The 18,076-nt window shown below is 44.9% G+C and carries 23 protein-coding genes; 10 read left to right on the top strand and 13 right to left on the bottom strand.

Features of this window, described 5'->3' with window-relative positions; genetic code table 11:
* Positions 1-172 precede the first annotated feature (172 nt).
* On the bottom strand, positions 173-1,426 hold the full coding sequence (locus R7093_RS23340) for a uracil-xanthine permease family protein (protein WP_005389855.1): 1,254 nt from the start codon (positions 1,424-1,426) through the stop codon (positions 173-175).
* A 365-nt stretch (positions 1,427-1,791) separates the two neighbouring features.
* Here R7093_RS23340 and R7093_RS23335 point away from each other — a divergent pair, with 365 nt between their 5' ends.
* Positions 1,792-3,000, top strand: a complete 1,209-nt coding sequence (locus R7093_RS23335) for a DUF2066 domain-containing protein (protein WP_033907510.1) — start codon at positions 1,792-1,794, stop codon at positions 2,998-3,000.
* 140 nt (positions 3,001-3,140) lie between these two features.
* Here the strand turns inward: R7093_RS23335 and R7093_RS23330 are convergent, their stop codons facing one another.
* From R7093_RS23330 to R7093_RS23315, 4 genes are read right to left on the bottom strand one after another with little or no spacing between them, the layout of a single operon-like run.
* On the bottom strand, positions 3,141-3,581 hold the full coding sequence (locus tag R7093_RS23330) for a DUF2069 domain-containing protein (protein ID WP_005380407.1): 441 nt from the start codon (positions 3,579-3,581) through the stop codon (positions 3,141-3,143).
* Positions 3,582-3,603: 22 nt separating this feature from the next.
* The gene (gene wrbA, locus R7093_RS23325; protein ID WP_005380409.1) at positions 3,604-4,173 is read right to left on the bottom strand and encodes an NAD(P)H:quinone oxidoreductase; all 570 of its coding nucleotides are present in this window, start codon (positions 4,171-4,173) and stop codon (positions 3,604-3,606) included.
* Complete coding sequence (arsC, locus tag R7093_RS23320) at positions 4,174-4,524, bottom strand: arsenate reductase (glutaredoxin) (RefSeq protein ID WP_005380410.1); 351 nt, start codon at positions 4,522-4,524, stop codon at positions 4,174-4,176.
* Positions 4,525-4,540: 16 nt separating this feature from the next.
* Entirely contained in the window at positions 4,541-5,992 is a 1,452-nt protein-coding gene (locus R7093_RS23315; RefSeq protein WP_005394337.1) for a tetratricopeptide repeat protein, read from the bottom strand.
* Positions 5,993-6,249: 257 nt separating this feature from the next.
* Between R7093_RS23315 and R7093_RS23310 the strand changes: the two genes are divergently transcribed.
* The gene (locus R7093_RS23310) at positions 6,250-6,486 is read left to right on the top strand and encodes a sulfurtransferase TusA family protein (protein WP_005380414.1); all 237 of its coding nucleotides are present in this window, start codon (positions 6,250-6,252) and stop codon (positions 6,484-6,486) included.
* Position 6,487: 1 nt separating this feature from the next.
* On the top strand, positions 6,488-7,561 hold the full coding sequence (locus R7093_RS23305; protein ID WP_005380416.1) for an AI-2E family transporter: 1,074 nt from the start codon (positions 6,488-6,490) through the stop codon (positions 7,559-7,561).
* Positions 7,562-7,638: 77 nt separating this feature from the next.
* Here the strand turns inward: R7093_RS23305 and bcp are convergent, their stop codons facing one another.
* Positions 7,639-8,109: a thioredoxin-dependent thiol peroxidase gene (gene bcp, locus R7093_RS23300; protein ID WP_005380418.1), complete on the bottom strand. Its 471-nt coding sequence runs from the start codon at positions 8,107-8,109 to the stop codon at positions 7,639-7,641.
* Positions 8,110-8,125: 16 nt separating this feature from the next.
* Positions 8,126-8,668 carry a glycine cleavage system protein R gene (locus tag R7093_RS23295; RefSeq protein ID WP_005380420.1) on the bottom strand — a complete coding sequence of 181 codons (543 nt, stop codon included), beginning with the start codon at positions 8,666-8,668 and terminating at the stop codon, positions 8,126-8,128.
* A 476-nt stretch (positions 8,669-9,144) separates the two neighbouring features.
* On the opposite strand from R7093_RS23295, the gene dapA reads away from it, so the two are divergent.
* Complete coding sequence (gene dapA, locus R7093_RS23290; protein WP_005380422.1) at positions 9,145-10,023, top strand: 4-hydroxy-tetrahydrodipicolinate synthase; 879 nt, start codon at positions 9,145-9,147, stop codon at positions 10,021-10,023.
* Positions 10,024-10,103: 80 nt separating this feature from the next.
* A complete protein-coding gene (gene bamC / locus R7093_RS23285; RefSeq protein WP_005380424.1) occupies positions 10,104-11,123 on the top strand; it encodes an outer membrane protein assembly factor BamC in 1,020 nt (339 codons plus the stop codon).
* A gap of 106 nt (positions 11,124-11,229) precedes the next feature.
* Here the strand turns inward: bamC and R7093_RS23280 are convergent, their stop codons facing one another.
* The 4 genes from R7093_RS23280 to R7093_RS23265 are packed head-to-tail and all read right to left on the bottom strand — an operon-like array spanning position 11,230 to position 13,648.
* Positions 11,230-11,433: a DUF2897 family protein gene (locus R7093_RS23280; RefSeq protein WP_005380425.1), complete on the bottom strand. Its 204-nt coding sequence runs from the start codon at positions 11,431-11,433 to the stop codon at positions 11,230-11,232.
* Entirely contained in the window at positions 11,430-12,128 is a 699-nt protein-coding gene (locus tag R7093_RS23275; protein ID WP_025768261.1) for a M15 family metallopeptidase, read from the bottom strand. The genes R7093_RS23280 and R7093_RS23275 overlap by 4 nt, the downstream gene beginning before the upstream one ends.
* Positions 12,129-12,142: 14 nt before the next feature.
* Positions 12,143-13,279 carry a succinyl-diaminopimelate desuccinylase gene (gene dapE, locus R7093_RS23270; RefSeq protein ID WP_033907099.1) on the bottom strand — a complete coding sequence of 379 codons (1,137 nt, stop codon included), beginning with the start codon at positions 13,277-13,279 and terminating at the stop codon, positions 12,143-12,145.
* 18 nt (positions 13,280-13,297) lie between these two features.
* On the bottom strand, positions 13,298-13,648 hold the full coding sequence (locus R7093_RS23265; protein ID WP_005380431.1) for an ArsC family reductase: 351 nt from the start codon (positions 13,646-13,648) through the stop codon (positions 13,298-13,300).
* 291 nt (positions 13,649-13,939) lie between these two features.
* Between R7093_RS23265 and R7093_RS23260 the strand changes: the two genes are divergently transcribed.
* The gene (locus R7093_RS23260) at positions 13,940-14,227 is read left to right on the top strand and encodes a helix-turn-helix domain-containing protein (protein ID WP_005380433.1); all 288 of its coding nucleotides are present in this window, start codon (positions 13,940-13,942) and stop codon (positions 14,225-14,227) included.
* Positions 14,228-14,261: 34 nt separating this feature from the next.
* On the opposite strand, the gene R7093_RS23255 is transcribed toward R7093_RS23260, so the two are convergent.
* Together R7093_RS23255 and R7093_RS23250 are read right to left on the bottom strand one after the other, a co-directional pair.
* On the bottom strand, positions 14,262-14,594 hold the full coding sequence (locus R7093_RS23255; RefSeq protein ID WP_170890480.1) for a DUF4156 domain-containing protein: 333 nt from the start codon (positions 14,592-14,594) through the stop codon (positions 14,262-14,264).
* A 3-nt stretch (positions 14,595-14,597) separates the two neighbouring features.
* Positions 14,598-14,951 carry a DUF2956 domain-containing protein gene (locus R7093_RS23250; protein WP_005380437.1) on the bottom strand — a complete coding sequence of 118 codons (354 nt, stop codon included), beginning with the start codon at positions 14,949-14,951 and terminating at the stop codon, positions 14,598-14,600.
* 144 nt (positions 14,952-15,095) lie between these two features.
* Here R7093_RS23250 and R7093_RS23245 point away from each other — a divergent pair, with 144 nt between their 5' ends.
* From R7093_RS23245 to R7093_RS23230, 4 genes are all read left to right on the top strand, one after another.
* Positions 15,096-15,581 carry a DUF2919 domain-containing protein gene (locus R7093_RS23245; RefSeq protein ID WP_033907115.1) on the top strand — a complete coding sequence of 162 codons (486 nt, stop codon included), beginning with the start codon at positions 15,096-15,098 and terminating at the stop codon, positions 15,579-15,581.
* Positions 15,582-15,627: 46 nt separating this feature from the next.
* On the top strand, positions 15,628-16,530 hold the full coding sequence (locus R7093_RS23240) for a Dyp-type peroxidase (protein WP_005380441.1): 903 nt from the start codon (positions 15,628-15,630) through the stop codon (positions 16,528-16,530).
* Positions 16,531-16,672: 142 nt separating this feature from the next.
* Positions 16,673-17,812: a flagellin gene (locus R7093_RS23235; RefSeq protein ID WP_318146832.1), complete on the top strand. Its 1,140-nt coding sequence runs from the start codon at positions 16,673-16,675 to the stop codon at positions 17,810-17,812.
* A partial coding sequence (locus R7093_RS23230; RefSeq protein WP_318073604.1) for a hypothetical protein occupies positions 17,805-18,076 on the top strand: 272 nt, incomplete at its 3' end. The genes R7093_RS23235 and R7093_RS23230, both read left to right, overlap by 8 nt.

Below are 18,076 nucleotides of genomic sequence, written 5' to 3'. Positions count from 1 at the left end.
GTTCTTTTAGTTGTTGATTTCATAACACTCTCCAATTTTGGGGGTGGAAAGTGTCAACCTTATTTAGGACGGCACAACTGAACAGAAAAAGGCTTGGTGAAAACCAAGCCTTTTTTGTATCTACAAGAGGAGAAGAGTAAGACACGCCACCTAATAAAGCGGCGCAAACGAACTATTTCGCGCTTTCTTCTTCCATTTGTGCGTTATCCACAACGTGGTTTTCACCTAAATCGTTTGGTAGCACAAGGTTAAGAATAATTGCCACGATACCGCATAGGCTCACACCCTGTAGACTGAACTCACCAATACCGAAAGCCATACCACCAATACCAAACACAAGTGTTACGGCAACAATCACTAGGTTACGAGACTTATGCAAATCAACGTTATTCTTGATCAGTGTGTTGAGGCCTACCGTTGCGATGGAGCCGAACAGCAGAATCATGATGCCGCCCATGACAGGAACTGGAATCGTTTGAAGAACCGCACCTAGCTTACCTACCAATGCAAGTACGATTGCGGTGATTGCTGCCCAAGTCATGATCACAGGGTTAAATGCTTTGGTTAGCATTACCGCTCCTGTTACTTCACTGTAAGTGGTGTTTGGTGGAGCACCCACCATCGAAGCTGCGATAGTTGCCACCCCGTCACCTGCGATTGTGCGGTGAAGGCCTGGTTTTTTCAGGTAGTTTTTACCTGTAACGTTTGAGATAGCAAGCATGTCACCTACGTGCTCAACCGCAGGTGCGATAGCGACAGGAATCATGAACAAAATTGCGTTGATATTGAACTCTGGCGCGGTGAAGTTTGGCATGGCTAGCCAAGCCGCTTGCTCTACGGGAGTGAAATCAACCACCCCGTAGAATAGAGAAACAGAGTAACCAGCAAGAATACCACCAACAATAGGAACGAGCTTCAAAAAGCCTTTTGCAAAAACGCTGAGTACAATGGTTGTGAGCAGTGAGACCGCCGAGATAATGATCGCAGCATCACCATTAACTAGCTGTGCAGCTCCATCACCAGTTTTACCTACCGCCATGTTCACTGCTGTTGGGGCAAGGCCAAGGCCGATAACCATGATCACAGGGCCAACGACAACGGGCGGGAGAATTTTATGGATAAATCCAACACCGCGCACTTTGATCATAGCCCCTAGAGCCACATAAACTAAGCCCGCTGCCATCAAGCCGCCCATCGTTGCACCGATACCCCAAGTTTGGATACCGAACATAATAGGAGCAATAAACGCAAAAGAAGAGGCAAGGAAGATGGGAACAGAACGTTTAGTCATTAACTGGAAGAGGAGAGTACCGACACCGGCACCAAAGAGGGCTACGTTTGGATCAAGGCCAGTTAGGAGCGGCACAAGCACCAAAGCACCAAAAGCGACAAAGAGCATTTGAGCGCCTTGTAACGCGTTTTTCATAATAATTCCCTATTTTCAAGATACGCAGACAAATCCGGCGAATACTATCATCCTGCAATCGTTTGCAATGTTGCATAGATCAAACTTTCGATTGAATTTTTCTCATAAATAGCACTTTTGAGAGTTGCTTGCTTGCAAATTGTCCTCTTTTACGTGTCTTGCGTGAAGATGAAAAATAGACAGCCTAACTTGTTGAGATAGCTTAATAAGCAATGAGTTTATTATAAAAAATAGCACTGAAGCGCTGGTTGAGGCCCGAGTTAACAAAGCTGGTCATAATACAGACAATTTACTCAGTACTTACCTTGCTCAAGGTTTGATAGTTGCTTATTATTCGGGTTCTTGTTCAGAGGATTATAAAAACTATGCGCTATTTAGCTCTCTTACTGATAGGTTGGTTGTCCCTACCAGTATATGCATTAACTCAGGTGGATATCTATCGTGCCGAAGTGGTTATCGACAGTGAGCAGAACGACGGTGAGTCTTTGGCTCGTCAACAAGGTATGCAGGATGTGATTGTTCGAGCGACCGGTTCTCAATCCTCTTTAAGCAATCCAGTGATTAAAAAGGCACTTAGCTCAAGTGCGCGTTACATTTCTCAACTGAGCTATGGGCAGGTTGATGGAAAAGCGAGCCTAAAAATGTTGTTTAACAACGACCAAATCAGCTCTCTTTTAACACAAGCACAATTGCCATCTTGGTCGCCAAATCGTGCCAATATTTTAGTTTGGATGGTTGAAGAACAGGGTTACGATCGTAACATTGCGTGGGAGCATTCTGAATCTTCAAATGTTGCAGCACTTCGTAGCGCAGCGAAACTAAGAGGCCTACCAATCACTATCCCGGTTGGGGATTTTGATGATGTAACCGGTGTTAATGTCTCTGATCTTTGGGGCGGCTTTATTGAGCCAATTGGTCAAGCCAGCCAGCGCTATCCAGCTGACGCCGTTTTGGTTGTACGAGCTCAAGGTGAACAAATTCGTTGGACACTCTACGACCAGTCGCCAACGAGAATTGTAGAAGCGCAACGTTCTCCGCGTAGCGGGTCTGCATCAGGTGCTAATGCTATTGCAGAAATGGTGGATGGCATCGCAGACTACTATGCAAGTAAGAGTGCAGTTGTGGTTTCAGGAAAGTCTTCAAAAGCGCTAGCAGTGAAAGTCCTTAATGTAACCTCTGCCACGGACTTCTTCCGTTTAGAGAATGCGTTAAAACAACTTAATTCGGTTGCGGGTACAGAGATTAAGCGTGTTCAAGGGGACGAGTTAACGCTCAACATCCACCTTTTGGCATCACAACAAGCTTTTGAGAAAGAAGCTTCTTCTATTTCTCAATTAATGGTTTTTGAAGATCCTTTAGGTGAAGTTGATGCCCCAGCTTCAACTCAAGAAGAAGAGCCATTGGTTCAGAGTAATGAAGCAAAAGACGCCGCGACGCCAAAAGAAGCGCAGCCTGAAGTACCAGTAAATGTTGTGGCAGAAGCAAGTGACGAAACACAGCCAACTCAGCCGATGATTGTGGAGCCTGTCCGAGAACAGTATGACTTGATCTACGAGTGGCGCTCGGCATCGTAATCTCCTTGGTAGCGTTCCAGGCGCGAAACGCAAGGATCAAAGACCAATGTGGTAAGCATAAAAAAGAGTCGCAATAGCGACTCTTTTTGTTTTCTAAATTCGTATTCGAACCAATGATCAGTGATTGACTGCGATTGGCGTTATTTATTGAATTTCGCTTTTTCTTCTTTTTCTACTTGAGAGAGGCGTTTCAACTTAAGACCTAGCTCTTTGCCTCTCGCTCTAGCAAACAAAATATTGCCAGCGAAACCGAGTGAAGTCAGTATCAGTTCCACTGCCGCAAGCCAGCGTTCACCCCCATCCACATAGAGGATGGTCAGCGCATGCAAGAAATACAGCATAAGAACAAAGTTAGCCCAAGCATGAGTGTAAGGCTTACCAGCTAAAATACCAGGCAACGGAAGTAGTAGCGGAATACACCAAGCAATAGCAAGTGTTGTGCTGCTGAGGTGAGGGTGAGGGGATAACGCAAGCTGCCAAATAGCGACCCAGGCTAATAAGGCTAAGTTGCCAAATAAAGCCAGGTAACGATAGGTTTTAGCCTGTGTACCGAGTGGTGTTTGGTCTAAAGAGTCAGACATCGATTAACTATCCTTGATTTTACTAACAGACTTTTAGTTTTAACGCTGCAGTTGCCAGCCTTTTGCCTAATTGTTGTGCCAGGCGAATCTCTTCACTGCTCAGGGTCGCCTCATGGCCTACACTGCTGGCGCCATACGGAGTGCCTCCGGACTGCGTAGTGTGTAACTCTGGCTCGGAATAAGGAATGCCCAAAACCATCATCCCGTGATGCAATAAAGGGGTCATCATGCTTTGTAACGTTGTTTCTTGACCACCATGCATCGAGGACGAAGAGGTAAAGACACAAGCAGGCTTATCGATTAAGTCACCACTGACCCATAAAGATGTAGTCTGATCCCAGAAGTGCTTTAAAGGCGCAGCCATGTTGCCAAACCAGACGGGGCTGCCAAACGCTAGACCGTCGCACGTTTTCAGTTCCTCTAGAGTAACAATTGGATCAGAAGGGGAGTGTGAGTGAGGTGACAATTCTTCAACTGTACGCAAAATTGCTTGGCATTGAGGAGTCGATTCGACTCCTCTTGCTATTTGTCTTGCCAGTTGTTTTGTCGAGCCATGACGGCTGAAATACAAAATAAGGATCTGGCAATCCATTTATAAAATATCCAACACTTGCTCTGGTGGGCGACCAATTTTTGCTTTGCCGTTAGCAACGACTACCGGACGCTCAAACAACTTTGGATTTTTCGCCATTGCTTCGAATAATTGCTCATCGCTGACGGAGTCTTCGCCTAAGCCAAGCTCTTTATATTCACTTTCTTTAGTGCGCATCATTTCACGTACAGATGAAAAGCCAAGCTGGGCGTACAGCGCTTTTAGTTCATCCACGTTAAGTGGTGTGTCTAGGTATTTGACGACTTCCGGTGTAACACCATTTTGCTCAAGCAGTTCAAGTGTTTGACGGCTCTTTGAGCAACGAGGGTTGTGATAAATCACGACTGACATGGTTTTCTCCATTTCGTTATTGTAATGCCATGAATCGATCTCTTTGGATCATGAGTTGGTCGATACGGGCATCGTATCGTGCTTGCTCTAAGCTGCCCAACTTGGCCATTTTACTTGCTTCACTATAATATTGAATCGCTTTATTCCAATTTGCTCGCAATGCCAAAATTTCTGCTCGAGCAGCCAACTCTTCATCGCTACGCCCCAGCGCGTGGTAGCTCTTCGATATTAGGTGCCAGCCATTTGTATCTTCAGGATAGTCATGAGTGTATCTTTGAAGAACTCGCGTGGCTTGATCGTTTTTATTGTCCTCAAGTAGCGCATTGGCGTAGTTAATGGTCAATACTTTATTTTGAGGGTTACGAGATAACGCTTTGCGGAGCATCTCGGTTGCTTTTTCTGGCTGCTTCTTCTCGATGTATAAATCCGTCATAGCGTCCAAGTAAAACGGGTTACTTGGGTCTTGTTCCAGTAACTTTTTCAAAATTGGTTCCGCTTGAGATAAGCGTTTATTGTCTAAATGCACGAGAGCTCGACCATAATCAAAAGCAGGTGTAATGTCCGCAGAGGCTTTCTTTTGGGTTCTCTCAAACCAGCTCAGGGCGGCTTGTCCATCAATGCCAGCGTAACGAGCCACAATGCGCGCGCGAGCTAGATGATAGTCTATTGAAGGCACAACACGCATTGGAGGATAGGTTCTTGCTCGCGCACGGCTATCGGTAATTCGATCTTCAGGCAAAGGGTGAGTCAGGAGCATTGGTGGCGGTTTACTCGCATAACGATACTCATCAGCAAGACGGCCAAAAAACCTTGGCATTGCTTGAACATCAAAGCCGGCTTTTGCTAGTGTCGAAATACCAAAGCGATCCGCTTCTTTTTCGTTTGCACGAGTGTAGTTGATTTGACTTTGCATGTTGCCCGCGGTTGCTGCTGTAATTGCAGCCATCCCCGCTTCGGGTGAGGCAATTGAAAGTAGTAGTGCCCCCGCAAGTGCGGCTAATGTGGCCGGAGAGCGACGCGCTTGTTCTTCCATACTCCGAGCAAGGTGACGTTGTGTGACGTGCGCTATCTCGTGAGCGACAACAGAGGCCAGCTCACTTTCTGAACGAGCATGAAGAAACAACCCAGAATGCAGCGCTACATAGCCACCAAAAAACGCGAATGCGTTGATATTACGGTCGCGAATCATAAAGAAGTGGAACGGCGTTTTTACATCATTCGCATTGGCCACTAATTTGTGCCCAAGAGAGTCAATATATTCATTGATGACAGGGTCATTAACGATAGGTTTACTGGCTCTGAGCATACGCATATAGGCGTCGCCATAAATCAACTCTTGGTCTATTGAAAGCGTGCCACCAGCAGCTGTGCCAATGTCTGGCAAATCAATGCTATTGGCATAAGTTGTCGGCGAACTGATGGCAGCAGCAAGACATAAGCAAACTAGCGAGCGAGTGCGTTTTAACATACGTTTACAAGGTTCTCCAAAATACATAAGCATGTGGTTACAGGTCGAGAGCCTATTAACAGCGCCACATACGTTTTGGTTATCCGTGAGGATATAAGCTAACAGTAAGACCGGAAATAAATGAATTGGTTTCGTAAATTATTTTATATCCGAGCTATTTCAGCATGTGGTTAAATCATGTCAGAAGTGCTAGCACCAGCTCAAAAAGCCGTTACAATACAACCCTATCATAAGTGCAGAGCAATACAATGGAATCCATGTTACTTGATTTGCGTGAGCAACGTTGTCCTATGGCACTGTTACTTGCAAAGCGTCATGCTGCTGAGGTCTTTCAAGGAGAAGCAAAGCAGTATCATCAACTTGTCATTCAAGTGGTGGACAACAGCTCTAAACGAGACATTGTGAACTATCTTAGTGCCCAAGGGTACTCGGTTGATTGCCAATCTACATCAGAGCACTACACATTGACTGTCTTCAATAAGGAATCCGCATAAGATGTTTGAAATGGTTAGTCGTTGGTATAAACGACGTTTCTCTGACCCTCACGCAGTAAGTCTCGTCGCGATCTTGCTGTTTGGCTTTATCACCATTTACTTCTTTGGACACTTGATTGCGCCATTACTTGTCGCGATCGTTTTGGCTTATCTACTTGAATGGCCAGTTGTCAAAATGTGTCGTATAGGCGTGCCGCGCACCTTGTCGGTTATTATCGTTATCTTGGTCTTTGTCGGGTTGATGTTAATTGCGTTGTTTGGCTTGGTTCCGACGATTTGGACTCAGGTCGGTAATCTAATTAACGATATTCCGAACATGTACAACGGGCTACAAAAGTTTATTGTCACATTGCCAGAGCGCCATCCTGAACTAGCCAATTTAGAAATAGTAGAAACCGTGGTGACGAACGCCAAAAACCAAGCACTGGGGCTGGGTGAAAGTGTCGTCAAAGGGTCGCTTGCTTCATTAGTTAGCATTGCAACGCTAGCGGTATATTTGATCTTAGTGCCACTCCTTATCTTCTTTTTGCTTAAAGACAAAGAAGAAATGCTGCGAATCGCAAGCGGTATTCTGCCGAAAAACCGTAAATTGGCGAATAAAGTTTGGCATGAAATGAACGAGCAGATATCAAATTACATTCGCGGTAAAGTGTTAGAGATTTTAATCGTGGGCGGTGTGAGCTACGTGACTTTTGCCCTTTTAGATCTTCGTTACTCGGCGTTGCTTGCCGTAGCCGTTGGTCTGTCGGTTTTGATTCCTTATATCGGTGCGGCGGCTGTTACTGTACCTGTTGCTATCGTTGGTTTGTTCCAATGGGGTTTAACGCCTCCGTTTTATTGGTTGTTGCTTGCTTACGGTATTATCCAGGCGCTGGATGGTAATGTGTTGGTTCCTGTTCTGTTTTCCGAGGCAGTAAACTTACACCCAGTTGCTATCATTGTGGCTGTATTAGTCTTTGGTGGGCTGTGGGGTTTTTGGGGGGTGTTCTTCGCCATTCCTTTAGCGACATTAGTCAAAGCCGTATGGCATGCATTACCAAGCACGGAAGAAAACGAACCTGTCGAACAAGAGTAGTTGTTACCAAAGGTACGATGGTTAAAAGAAAGCCCAGCAGTTTGCTGGGCTTTTTGTTTGTAGAAAAACAATAGCGTTTAAGCGTTTTCGTTTAAGTAGTTTAATACGACTTCGTGGTGATCTTTGGTTTTGAACTTGTTGAACACATGTTCGATCACGCCTTCTTCATTGATCAGAAAGCTAATGCGGTGAAGACCGTCGTATACTTTGCCCATGAATTTCTTTTCGCCCCAAACGCCGAACTGGTCAGCAACGGCATGGTCTTCATCAGAAAGCAGAGTGAAGTTTAAATCATCGCGCTCGATGAACTTGCCTAGACGCTTTACAGGGTCGATGCTTACGCCGAGTACCACCACGTTATGTGCATCGAGTTCAGCTTTGATGTCACGAAGGCCTTTTGCTTGTGTAGTACAACCCGGCGTCATCGCCTTAGGGTAAAAGTAGAAAAGTACTTTCTTGCCTTTAAAGTCTTCAAGAGAAACGGTATTTCCGTCTTGGTCGAGCAAAGAGAAGGCTGGCGCTGGCGAGCCTGCTGTCAGCGTATTCATTTTGATTTCCTTTACTTTATAGTGTGTTTTTAATGAAATTCAGAGAACCTTGTACGTTGAGCGACTTACAAAGTTCATCGAAGTCTTCTTGTAACTGCATCAAATTAAAATCCGCGCTTACAGATGCAGTAATCGCAATGTGAAACTGGTCAGAATCGAGTTGAATTTTCGACTTGCTGATGGTTTGCGCGCTAAGAGAGTCTAAACCAATCTGCTGATCAGCGAAGAACTTAGTAAATTTTTCAGTTAACCCAGGGCGGTCTTCAGACTCAATAAACACTTCCATGGTGTAGCTGTTATCGAGCAGTTCGTGCGCCGCTGTGCGTTTCATGATCGTAATAAGGTCATGTTCTTGGCCAAGCAGGGGCAATTGTGTTTCAACTCGAGTCACGCTGCTGGCGTTCCCAGTCAGGAGCATGATCAGCGTAAATTCGCTGCCAAAGATAGCGATACGGCTATCGACTATGTTACAACCAGCTTGAGTAACGAGCTGTACGACTTGGTTACAAATGCCTGGACGGTCCGTTCCAACTGCTGTAAGTACCAGATGTTGCTTCATAAATGAGCTTCTTGTCCTTTCTTCAATAGAGAGATGTTAGCACAGATATTGCGAAGAAATATCGAGCCAGTTCTTTTTTAGTCCATAAAAAAGCAGTCGGAGCTTGAGGGGAGTGGTGGGAAATAAACAGTAAATGCAGGCTATAGGATAAACAAAACGTTTGCATGATGTGCTTGCCTATTGTCTGGCCGTTTTATTCACTTAGATCTGACTTGGCTAACAAGACCAAAGAGTATATTTTCCTTGCTTGTGCTCTTCAGTATTTTCCAAATCACTGATAGATTCTAAAGTCACTCGAAAGCCCAACACGATTATCAATATTGCCGTTAATCAAACCAAATAGAGCAATTAAGTTGCTAGACCTCTAACAACTGATAATTATTCATTCATTTGTACTTTGTAAGCGAGTTTACGCTCTTGTGTTTTTCAATCGCATTACAGTACCATGCAGAAAGAGTTAAATGAGGGAGATAAACATGTTTTCAGGAAGTATCGTAGCGCTGATTACGCCATTCAAAGCAGATGGCGAAGTAGACTTTGACGGTCTGCAAAAGCTAGTAGAGTACCACGTTGAAGCGGGTACAGACGGTATTGTGGCAGTAGGCACAACAGGTGAGTCAGCGACACTGACCATTGAAGAGCATGTGAAGGTCGTTAATAAAACTGTTGAGTTTGCCGACGGTCGCATCCCTGTGATTGCTGGCACGGGTGCAAATGCAACCCATGAGGCAGTAACATTTAGCAAATTACTGGCTGATTCTGGTATTGCTGGCTTCCTGAGTGTGACACCGTATTACAACAAACCAACTCAAGAGGGTTTGTTTTTACATTACAAGGCAATTGCCGAAGCGAGTGACGTGCCTCTAATTTTGTACAACGTACCAGGCCGTACTGCTGTTGATATGCAGCCAGAAACAGTGGCACGCTTGTCAAAGCTTGATAATATCGTGGCTCTAAAAGATGCAACGGGCGATTTGGAACGAATTGCAATTCATCGTGAACTTTGTGGCGAAGATTTTATCTTACTAAGTGGCGATGATGCGACAGGGCTGGATTTTGTGAAACTTGGCGGCAATGGTGTTATCTCGGTAACGAACAATATTGCAGCTAAAGACATGGCAGACATGTTCCATTTGGCAAGTGAAGGTAAGTACGAAGAAGCAGAAGCGATTAACCAACGCTTGATGACTCTACACAAAAACCTTTTCATCGAAGCAAGCCCTATCCCAGTAAAATGGGCAGCGCAAAAGCTTGGTTTGATTGAAGAAGGTGGTTTGCGTCTTCCTTTAACTACGCTTTCTGAAAAATCGCAGCCGATCGTCGAGCAGGCGCTAACAGACGCCCATATTTATTAAGATTGAGCTATTAAGATTGAGTTACTAGGATTGAAGTTCATACTGGGGGCCAAAGCGCCCTCGGTGTTTTAGGAGTATAGATGAAGCTTTCAAGCCAGTTAGTGTTAAGTTCATTAGCTGTATTCGTATTGACTGCCTGTTCAGGTGGTGCCAATCAACGTCGTCAAGCAAAAGATGACTTCGAGTATTTGAACTCCCCAAATTTGGGTGAGTGGAATGTCCCACAGGGTGCACAGCCTCAGTTTTACCCTAACTACGAGATCCCTCAGGGTAACTACGCTGGTGGTGTAGGTAAAGATGTCGACATTCGTCCACCTCAACAAGTCCTAGAGCTTATTCCCGGTGCACGTCTAGACCGCAGTAGTGATGGTGAAGTGACACTTTGGCTACTTCGTAAAGATGAACTAGATAAAGTTTGGCAAACGGTGCAAAACATGGTCGCGGCCAACGAGATTCCAGTTGAAAGCCAAACAGACTCTCGCATCGAGACAGGATGGGTGACTTGGGATTCGCCAGATGAAGAGCTAGAAATTGGCAGCCGATATGAAATCGTACGCGCTGAAGCAAATGGTCGACACGGCTTTAAGGTGAGCCTTATTGACTGGCGTGAAGGCAATCAAGTGAAAGAAGTAACGGCGACCAACCGTGAGCGCTACAATGTGTTCATGACGAACTTGGTCACCGCTCGCTACGATCAAGAAGTGCGTGAAGAAGCACAGCGTAAAGCGCAAGAGTTGGTTAAACAGATCCCAATCACAATGGGTAAAGACCGCAGCGGACTTCCTGTGATTATCGCGCGTGCGCAATACAACATGCTTTGGCAACGTCTGCCTAATATTCTACCTAAGATGGGCTTTAAGATTGAAGAGCGTAGCCAGTCTCAGGGCACAATCACTGCGAAATATGCATCTCCGGATGATGAATTCTGGAACGATATCGGCGTTAAACCAGTGGAGTTAGCCGCTGGTAAGTACACATTCTTACTTGGTGATTTAGGCAACCGTACGTCTATCAATATCACCGACTCCTCTGGCAAGCCAGTAGAAGAAGAGTTTTTGAAATCACTAGCGCCTGTATTGGCTGCAACAGTGAAGCAGTAAACAAAGCGAGCTTAACGCGGCGTGTTTACTTAATGATAGAAAAGGGACCTAGTGGTCCCTTTTTTGATGTTTAGATTAAATGTGTCGAGATGAAGCTGGTGAGTAACTAACGAGGCTCGTTTTTGTTTTTATCTTCTTCAGCGTAGCGCTGTTTATCCAATGTGTTCAGCTTATCTAAATCGTTCTTACGGCTTTTATCCATCTGACCAAACTTCATTTTTGCGGTATATTTGAGTGCGGCAATATTACCAATGACCACGCTCAACACTACAATAATAATGACCCAAGGATTGGTTAGTATTTCTATCATAGAGCCTCCGGCGGCGTGATATTGTGAATAAATTTGGCAACGACGTTATCCAAATTATTCAGTATGACGTCAATCCCTGCAATGTTGTCGGTCTGATTTTGTTTAATCAACTGGCTTCTGAGTACATCAAGCGTCAACTGCTCGAGGCATTGCTGCCCGACAGCGCGGTGACTAATGTGCCAAGGCTCAATCGAAACGCCACCTAAATCATGCTGATAAGGGAAGAAGAAACCGAACCGACCAAGGTTGGCTTTTAACCATTGGTAGAACGCTTGTTGGTGGCCTTCAAGATACTCCCAAGGTTCCAACTTGAGTTTGGTGTCAGCAGGCAATAAATTGCGCGCATAGACATCAAAATCACAACCCCAATGATGACGACTTCCTCCGGGCAATGCTGACCAGCGCAAAATGGCCATCAATTTCTCTTCGTCATTTAACTCTGCTTTATTCAAAGGGCGGGAGTTTATGTCGAGAATTGGCAACTCACCAGAAAACTTCCCGTTCCAGATGGCTTTTTGGCGATTAAAGTCACGAAAACCACTGGCGATTTCCATTTTGAAACCTGCTTCGGTTGCGGCATTAATCATCTTCAATAAGTCATTGACTACTTTAGGGTGAAGCATAAATGCCTTTTGCCCCACTAGTGTGGATTGAAGATGGGAATCAGTGATTCCGGTGAGTTGCTCTGGTGTCATTGTGTTCTCGCTGATTACTTCGCCAATAGGTGTTTCAACGTGTTTTCGTACATGTCCGTCAACTTTTCAAGATCGTCGACTTTCACACACTCGTTCACTTTATGAATCGTAGCGTTAACAGGGCCTAACTCTACGACTTGACCTCCCATTCGAGCAATAAAACGACCATCAGAAGTACCGCCAGTTGTAAGTAGCGCTGGCTTCGTATCATTGACTTCGGCCACAGCAGCTACAACTGCGTCTAGCAGTGCGCCCGTATCGGTCAGGAATGGGTCACCGTTGAATGTCCATTTTAGGTCGTAGTCCAGCTCATGCTTGTCCAATGTTTCGGTAACACGCTGAACAATTGCGTCATTGTTAAGCTCAGTACTAAAACGTAGGTTGAACTGAACATGGAACTCGCCAGGAATAACATTAGACGCACCAGTGCCAGCCGATACATTCGGGATCTGGAAACTAGTCGGTGGGAAGTAATCATTCCCTTTGTCCCATTCTGTCGTCGCGAGTTCATGAATCGCGAGTAGAGACTCGTGCACTGGATTGCTGGCTAGGTGAGGGTAGGCCACGTGACCTTGTGTTCCTTTTACCGTTAAATCACCAGTGATGGATCCACGGCGTCCATTTTTCACTACATCGCCAACCACGTCGGTGCTGGATGGTTCACCAACAATACACATATCGATGTTCTCACCACGTTCCATCAACGTTTCTACAACGCGAACGGTACCATTGATAAATGGTCCTTCTTCATCTGACGTAATCAAAAAGCCAATTGAGCCTTTGTGGTCTGGGTTTTCGGCGATAAAGCGTTCAACTGCAACAACCATAGCGGCGAGTGACCCTTTCATGTCAGCTGCGCCTCGGCCATGCAAGTAACCATCAATAATGGTCGGTTCAAACGGATGTGTATTCCAGTGTTCCAATTTGCCAGCTGGTACCACATCGGTGTGGCCAGCAAACGCAAATAGCGGCGCTTCTGAACCACGTCGAGCCCAGAAGTTCGTGGTGTCTTCAAATACCATCACTTCAATTTCAAACCCGAGTGCTTTTAAGCGCTCGATCATCAAATCCTGACAACCTGCGTCTTCCGGCGTTACGGACTGTCTACTGATCAGATCTTTAGCAAGTGCCAATACTGGACTGTCTGTCATCCTTGAGTATTCCTTTATTTAAGAGTTGAAAATGCTAGCGTATTGATCAGCTTTAAAACCGATATGAAGTTGATCATTCACTTTTAAAATTGGGCGTTTAATCATCGCAGGGTTTTCTACCAAAAGAGCGATGGCGTTTTCCTCGTTAAGTGTGTCTTTCTGCTCTTGCGCTAATTGGCGGTAGGTTGTGCCACGTTTATTGAGCACCTGTTCCCAACCTAAAGCGCGACAAAATTCACTTACCATTTCTGCATCAATGCCTTGCTTACGGTAGTCATGGAAGTCGTAAGCAATATCCTCGGCTTCTAACCATTTCTTGGCTTTTTTGATCGTATCGCAGTTGGGAATACCAAACATGGTAATCGACATAGTGTTTCCTTTTTCTTTGTTCTATTTTTCACTGGCGCGGTTAAGACGCACTTAAGTGATTTGGGCTGTTAAAGCATCCTATCAAGAAGCAATCAAACTGACAAAATGCGGTGGAAAATATTTTCAGATAGATTGAGATAACTAATGTCACATAACTTATTTACGATGAATGCGCTATAAATCGAATAAAAATTCGTCTAAATCAAATGGAAAAGTCGAGTTATTGATCAAACGCAACACCTCGCTGAGCAAAAACGAAATAATGAATCAGCACAATTTTAGGAGGTGTCAATGGAATTGAGTCCTGTTTTTGCAAGGCGGCTATATTTGGCCTTGTTGGTGGAAAACCTAGAAAGGCCGAATGTGCCAAAGTTGATCGAAAAAACGGGGTGGCCTCGTCGTACTATTCAAGATGTACTCAAGGCGTTACCTGGGATCGGCATTGAACTCATATTCGTTCAAGATGGCCGACGTCATAATGACGGCTATTATCAACTTTCAGATTGGGGGCCTTTTGATAGCCAATGGGTTCTAGAGCGGGAGAGAGATATCGCTAGCAGTCTTGGATTTCGTGCATAAGCCAGCAATTGCTGGCTTTTTTCATATTCAGGCCTCATCCATTGCAGCGGTAGGCGGAACCCAGCACGCTAAATGAAGTGATAAAATCTTGTGGGGAAACCATAAAAACGGTGTCCGCATCGATAGCCGCTGCATTGTTTTTTAAATCGTTCATCGCGCCTTGCATCATCGCGTCATTAGTCATGAAAATGTAGTTATACCAATGGCCTTCACTTCCGGTGACTTCGCCTTTGTATTCGCATCGCTCAGGGTCGAATTGCGCGTCAATGCGAATATGAACATTTTGACTTTGAGCATGAGTAAGGTGAGATGGCATCGTGCAACCCGTTAGAAGCACGACAAAAAGTCCAAGTAACAGGCGTTTCATTAGCTATTTCCCCAATACTATGTAAGCAGCAAAGCCAATCCAGCTCAGGACAAGTAGTGTCCAAGGCAGTTTGCTTGATGAATGGTTTGGCGCATCGTCGGTGATATTGTCTTGTTCGATAATCTCTTCATGCTGACGTTGCTTTTCACGTTGCTGTTTTTTCTTCGCTTTATCGGCTTGGCGGTTGCGCTCTTTTTGTTGTTTCTTATATTGCGCGATGCCTTTTTCGATACCTTGAGCGATGAGCTTGGTTTGCTCTTTGGTTTGGCCGGGCTTTTGCGTGGATTTAGCAATTCTCATCGCTTCGGCTTGTGTTTCTTGAGAAGGCACAGGGGTGGCAGGAGTTCTTTTTTTCATGTTTCTCATCAACGTCGCTGTAAATCTTTGTTTAGTTTACCTGTGTAAGGTGCTGAAATGAACTTCAGTTCTCATCTTTGTTGGCTTGCAACTCTGAAACGATAGGTTAAAGTGACGTTTTTATCACATAAAGAAGAAGATGTTGTGCGCTATTCGTTTGACCAATATGACGCTCATGGATTTTTAAAGGCGCCGATCATTTTATGGGTGGGATGGATGTTTCTTGTGCGTTCATGGATGGTGTTTGCCATGGCTGGTGTAAGTCGTGATAGTGGCAGCAAGCTACTCGCTATTGTTTACCCAGATTCAAGTACGTTGTATTTAGGTTTGGCGATGGGCATTCCAAGTTTGCTTCTTATGTGGTTAATGGGGCTTCGTCATCCCGACAGAGGATGGGTAAACAGAATTACTCGCTATGGTCGCGAGATCACTTTGATCTTGTGCGGTATTCAACTTGCTCAGACCATGTATCATGTGTACCTAGAACATGGAGTGTTTAATTGGGCAAACGCCCTTACCATTACCTTATTAGCTTGGTTTATGATCTATCTTCTAAATGGAAGATGGGTAAAAGACTGTTTTCATGTGCCACAATTGGCGCACGATGAACAGCAGCATTCAAAGAATTAAAAACAATAACTTCCCACTCTGGGGCAAAGTAATAGAGGAAACCTCAATGTCACAAGCTCAAACGGCGATCGTGCCAGAAGCCGGGCCATTTGCACTGTACACTCAACTCAAAGTGAACCAAAACCGTGAAAACGTATTAGAAAAACTGAAAGCACTGCCAAAGTTGGTGGAAGAGTTAAACATTACCCAGCCAGGTGCTGCGCTGACGCTTTCTATCGCATTCACAAAATCGTTTTGGGAACACCTTAATGTAGACGCGCCAGAAGAGCTTATTGATTTTACTCAACTTGGCGAAGGTGACATCGTTGCTCCTGCAACAGACGTAGATGTGCTTATTCACTGTCACTCGACTCGTCACGACTTGCATTTTTACGTGTTGCGTAAGTTCCTAGAAGAGACGGCACAAGATGTCACCATTGTGGACGAAACATATGGGTACCGTTACCTTGATGCTCGTGATATGACAGACTTCATTGATGGCACAGAAAACCCGAAAGGGGAGGCTCGCGCTGATGTGGCTCTAGTAAAAGAGGGCCCATTTGCTGGAGGCAGTTATGTTATGGCTCAGCGCTTTGAACATAACCTTGCCGCTTGGAATCGATTGAATGTCAAAGCGCAAGAAAAAGTGATTGGTCGTACCAAGCTAGACTCTATCGAGCTAGAAGACGTTCCTGCTGCATCACACGTTGGTCGAGTTGATATCAAAGAAGAAGGTAAAGGTTTGAAGATTGTTCGCCACAGCTTACCATACGGGACGGTGACAGGGCCTCATGGCCTGCTGTTTATTTCTTACTGCAATACACTTCATAACATTAAAGTGATGCTAGAAAGTATGTACGGCGTGACAGATGGTAAAACAGACCAAATGCTTCGTTTCACAACAGCGGTAACTGGTGCGTACTTCTTCGCGCCTTCGCAAGAAATGCTCGCAGAGCTAGCCATCAAGTAAGTTGTCAGACTTTATTTCTTAAGCCCTCCAATGGAGGGCTTTTGTTTTCTATTTCTATTCCAATCTCTTTTCAAAAAACACTAAACTTTTCTGTTACTTGGTCGATAAGTACTCAAAGCCTTAATTTTAGGACTCTTTATTCGTGGCGATCACCGTTAATACCAATGTTGCAGCACTTGTCGCACAGCGTCACTTGACCAGTGCAACGGATATGCTGAATCAATCCATGGAGCGTTTGTCTTCAGGGAAGCGTATTAATAGCGCAAAGGATGACGCTGCGGGTCTGCAAATTTCCAACCGCTTGCAATCACAAATGCGTGGTTTAGATGTTGCGGTTCGCAACGCGAATGACGGCATTTCCATCATGCAAACTGCGGAAGGCGCGATGAATGAGGTGACCAATATCATGCAACGTATGCGTGATTTGTCGCTACAGTCAGCCAATGGTTCAAACAGCAAAGCGGAGCGCACTGCACTGCAAGAAGAAGTCTCTGCTTTAAATGATGAGTTAAGTCGTATTGCAGAAACCACATCTTTTGGTGGACGTAAATTGCTGAACGGCACATTCGGTACATCGTCTTTTCAAATCGGTGCAACGGCTGGTGAAGCGGTACAAATTGGCCTGCGGACCATGCAGCCGGAATCTTTAGGTAGCTTTTCAATGAGTTCATATCAAAGAGTCAGTTCAGATTGGACGGTTCAAAACGGAAATAATGAAATTGTTATCAGCTACCGTGATAACAATTTTGAAGAGCAGGAGATCCGTATTGAAGCTAAAGCTGGCGACGATATAGAAGAACTCGCGACTTACATTAACGGGCAGACCGATAAAGTGAAAGCGTCTGTTAATGAAGAGGGGCAACTGCAGTTACTCATGTCCCACAAGGACGCCATAAAATACCCTGGACCAACCTTCAGTGGTGGCCTGGCTGATGAGTTAGAACTTGGCAAGTATGTCACCGTAAATAGAACGGTAGATAGTATTGATATTAGCACGGTCGGTGGCGCTCAGATGGCGGTCGGCATTTTAGATGATGCTTTGAAAACGGTAGATGGCAGTCGTGCGGAGTTAGGCGCGTATCAAAACCGCTTTAATCACGCGATCAATAATCTCGATAACATCCACGAAAACTTAGCCGCTTCCAACAGTCGTATCCAAGACACTGACTATGCCAAAGAAACTACGCAAATGGTGAAGCAACAGATTTTACAACAGGTCAGTATTTCTATTCTGGCGCAAGCAAAACAAGCGCCAAACCTAGCATTGACCTTGCTTGGCTGATGAACGGCCTTGCCCTAATTTAACGCAAAACCTGCCTGTATCGACAATTCGAAAAGAAGCTTTAGCGAAAAATGAAAGTTTTTTTGCTTTTTTATCCGCTTTGTCACGATTACCCCTCCAAACGAATTATTTTCAAAAAAATCTAAAATTTTCTCTAAAGAAAACAGGGTATGCGCCGTTAATAAAAGTAACTTTGAGAGAACTACTTGGTTTTCCGAGACGTCGGAAACCGCTACACCGGAAAATCAATTGGAGAAATCACCA

The sequence above is a fragment of the Vibrio sp. 1580 genome (genome assembly GCF_033340055.1).
This window is presented reverse-complemented; position numbering and strand designations above follow the sequence as displayed.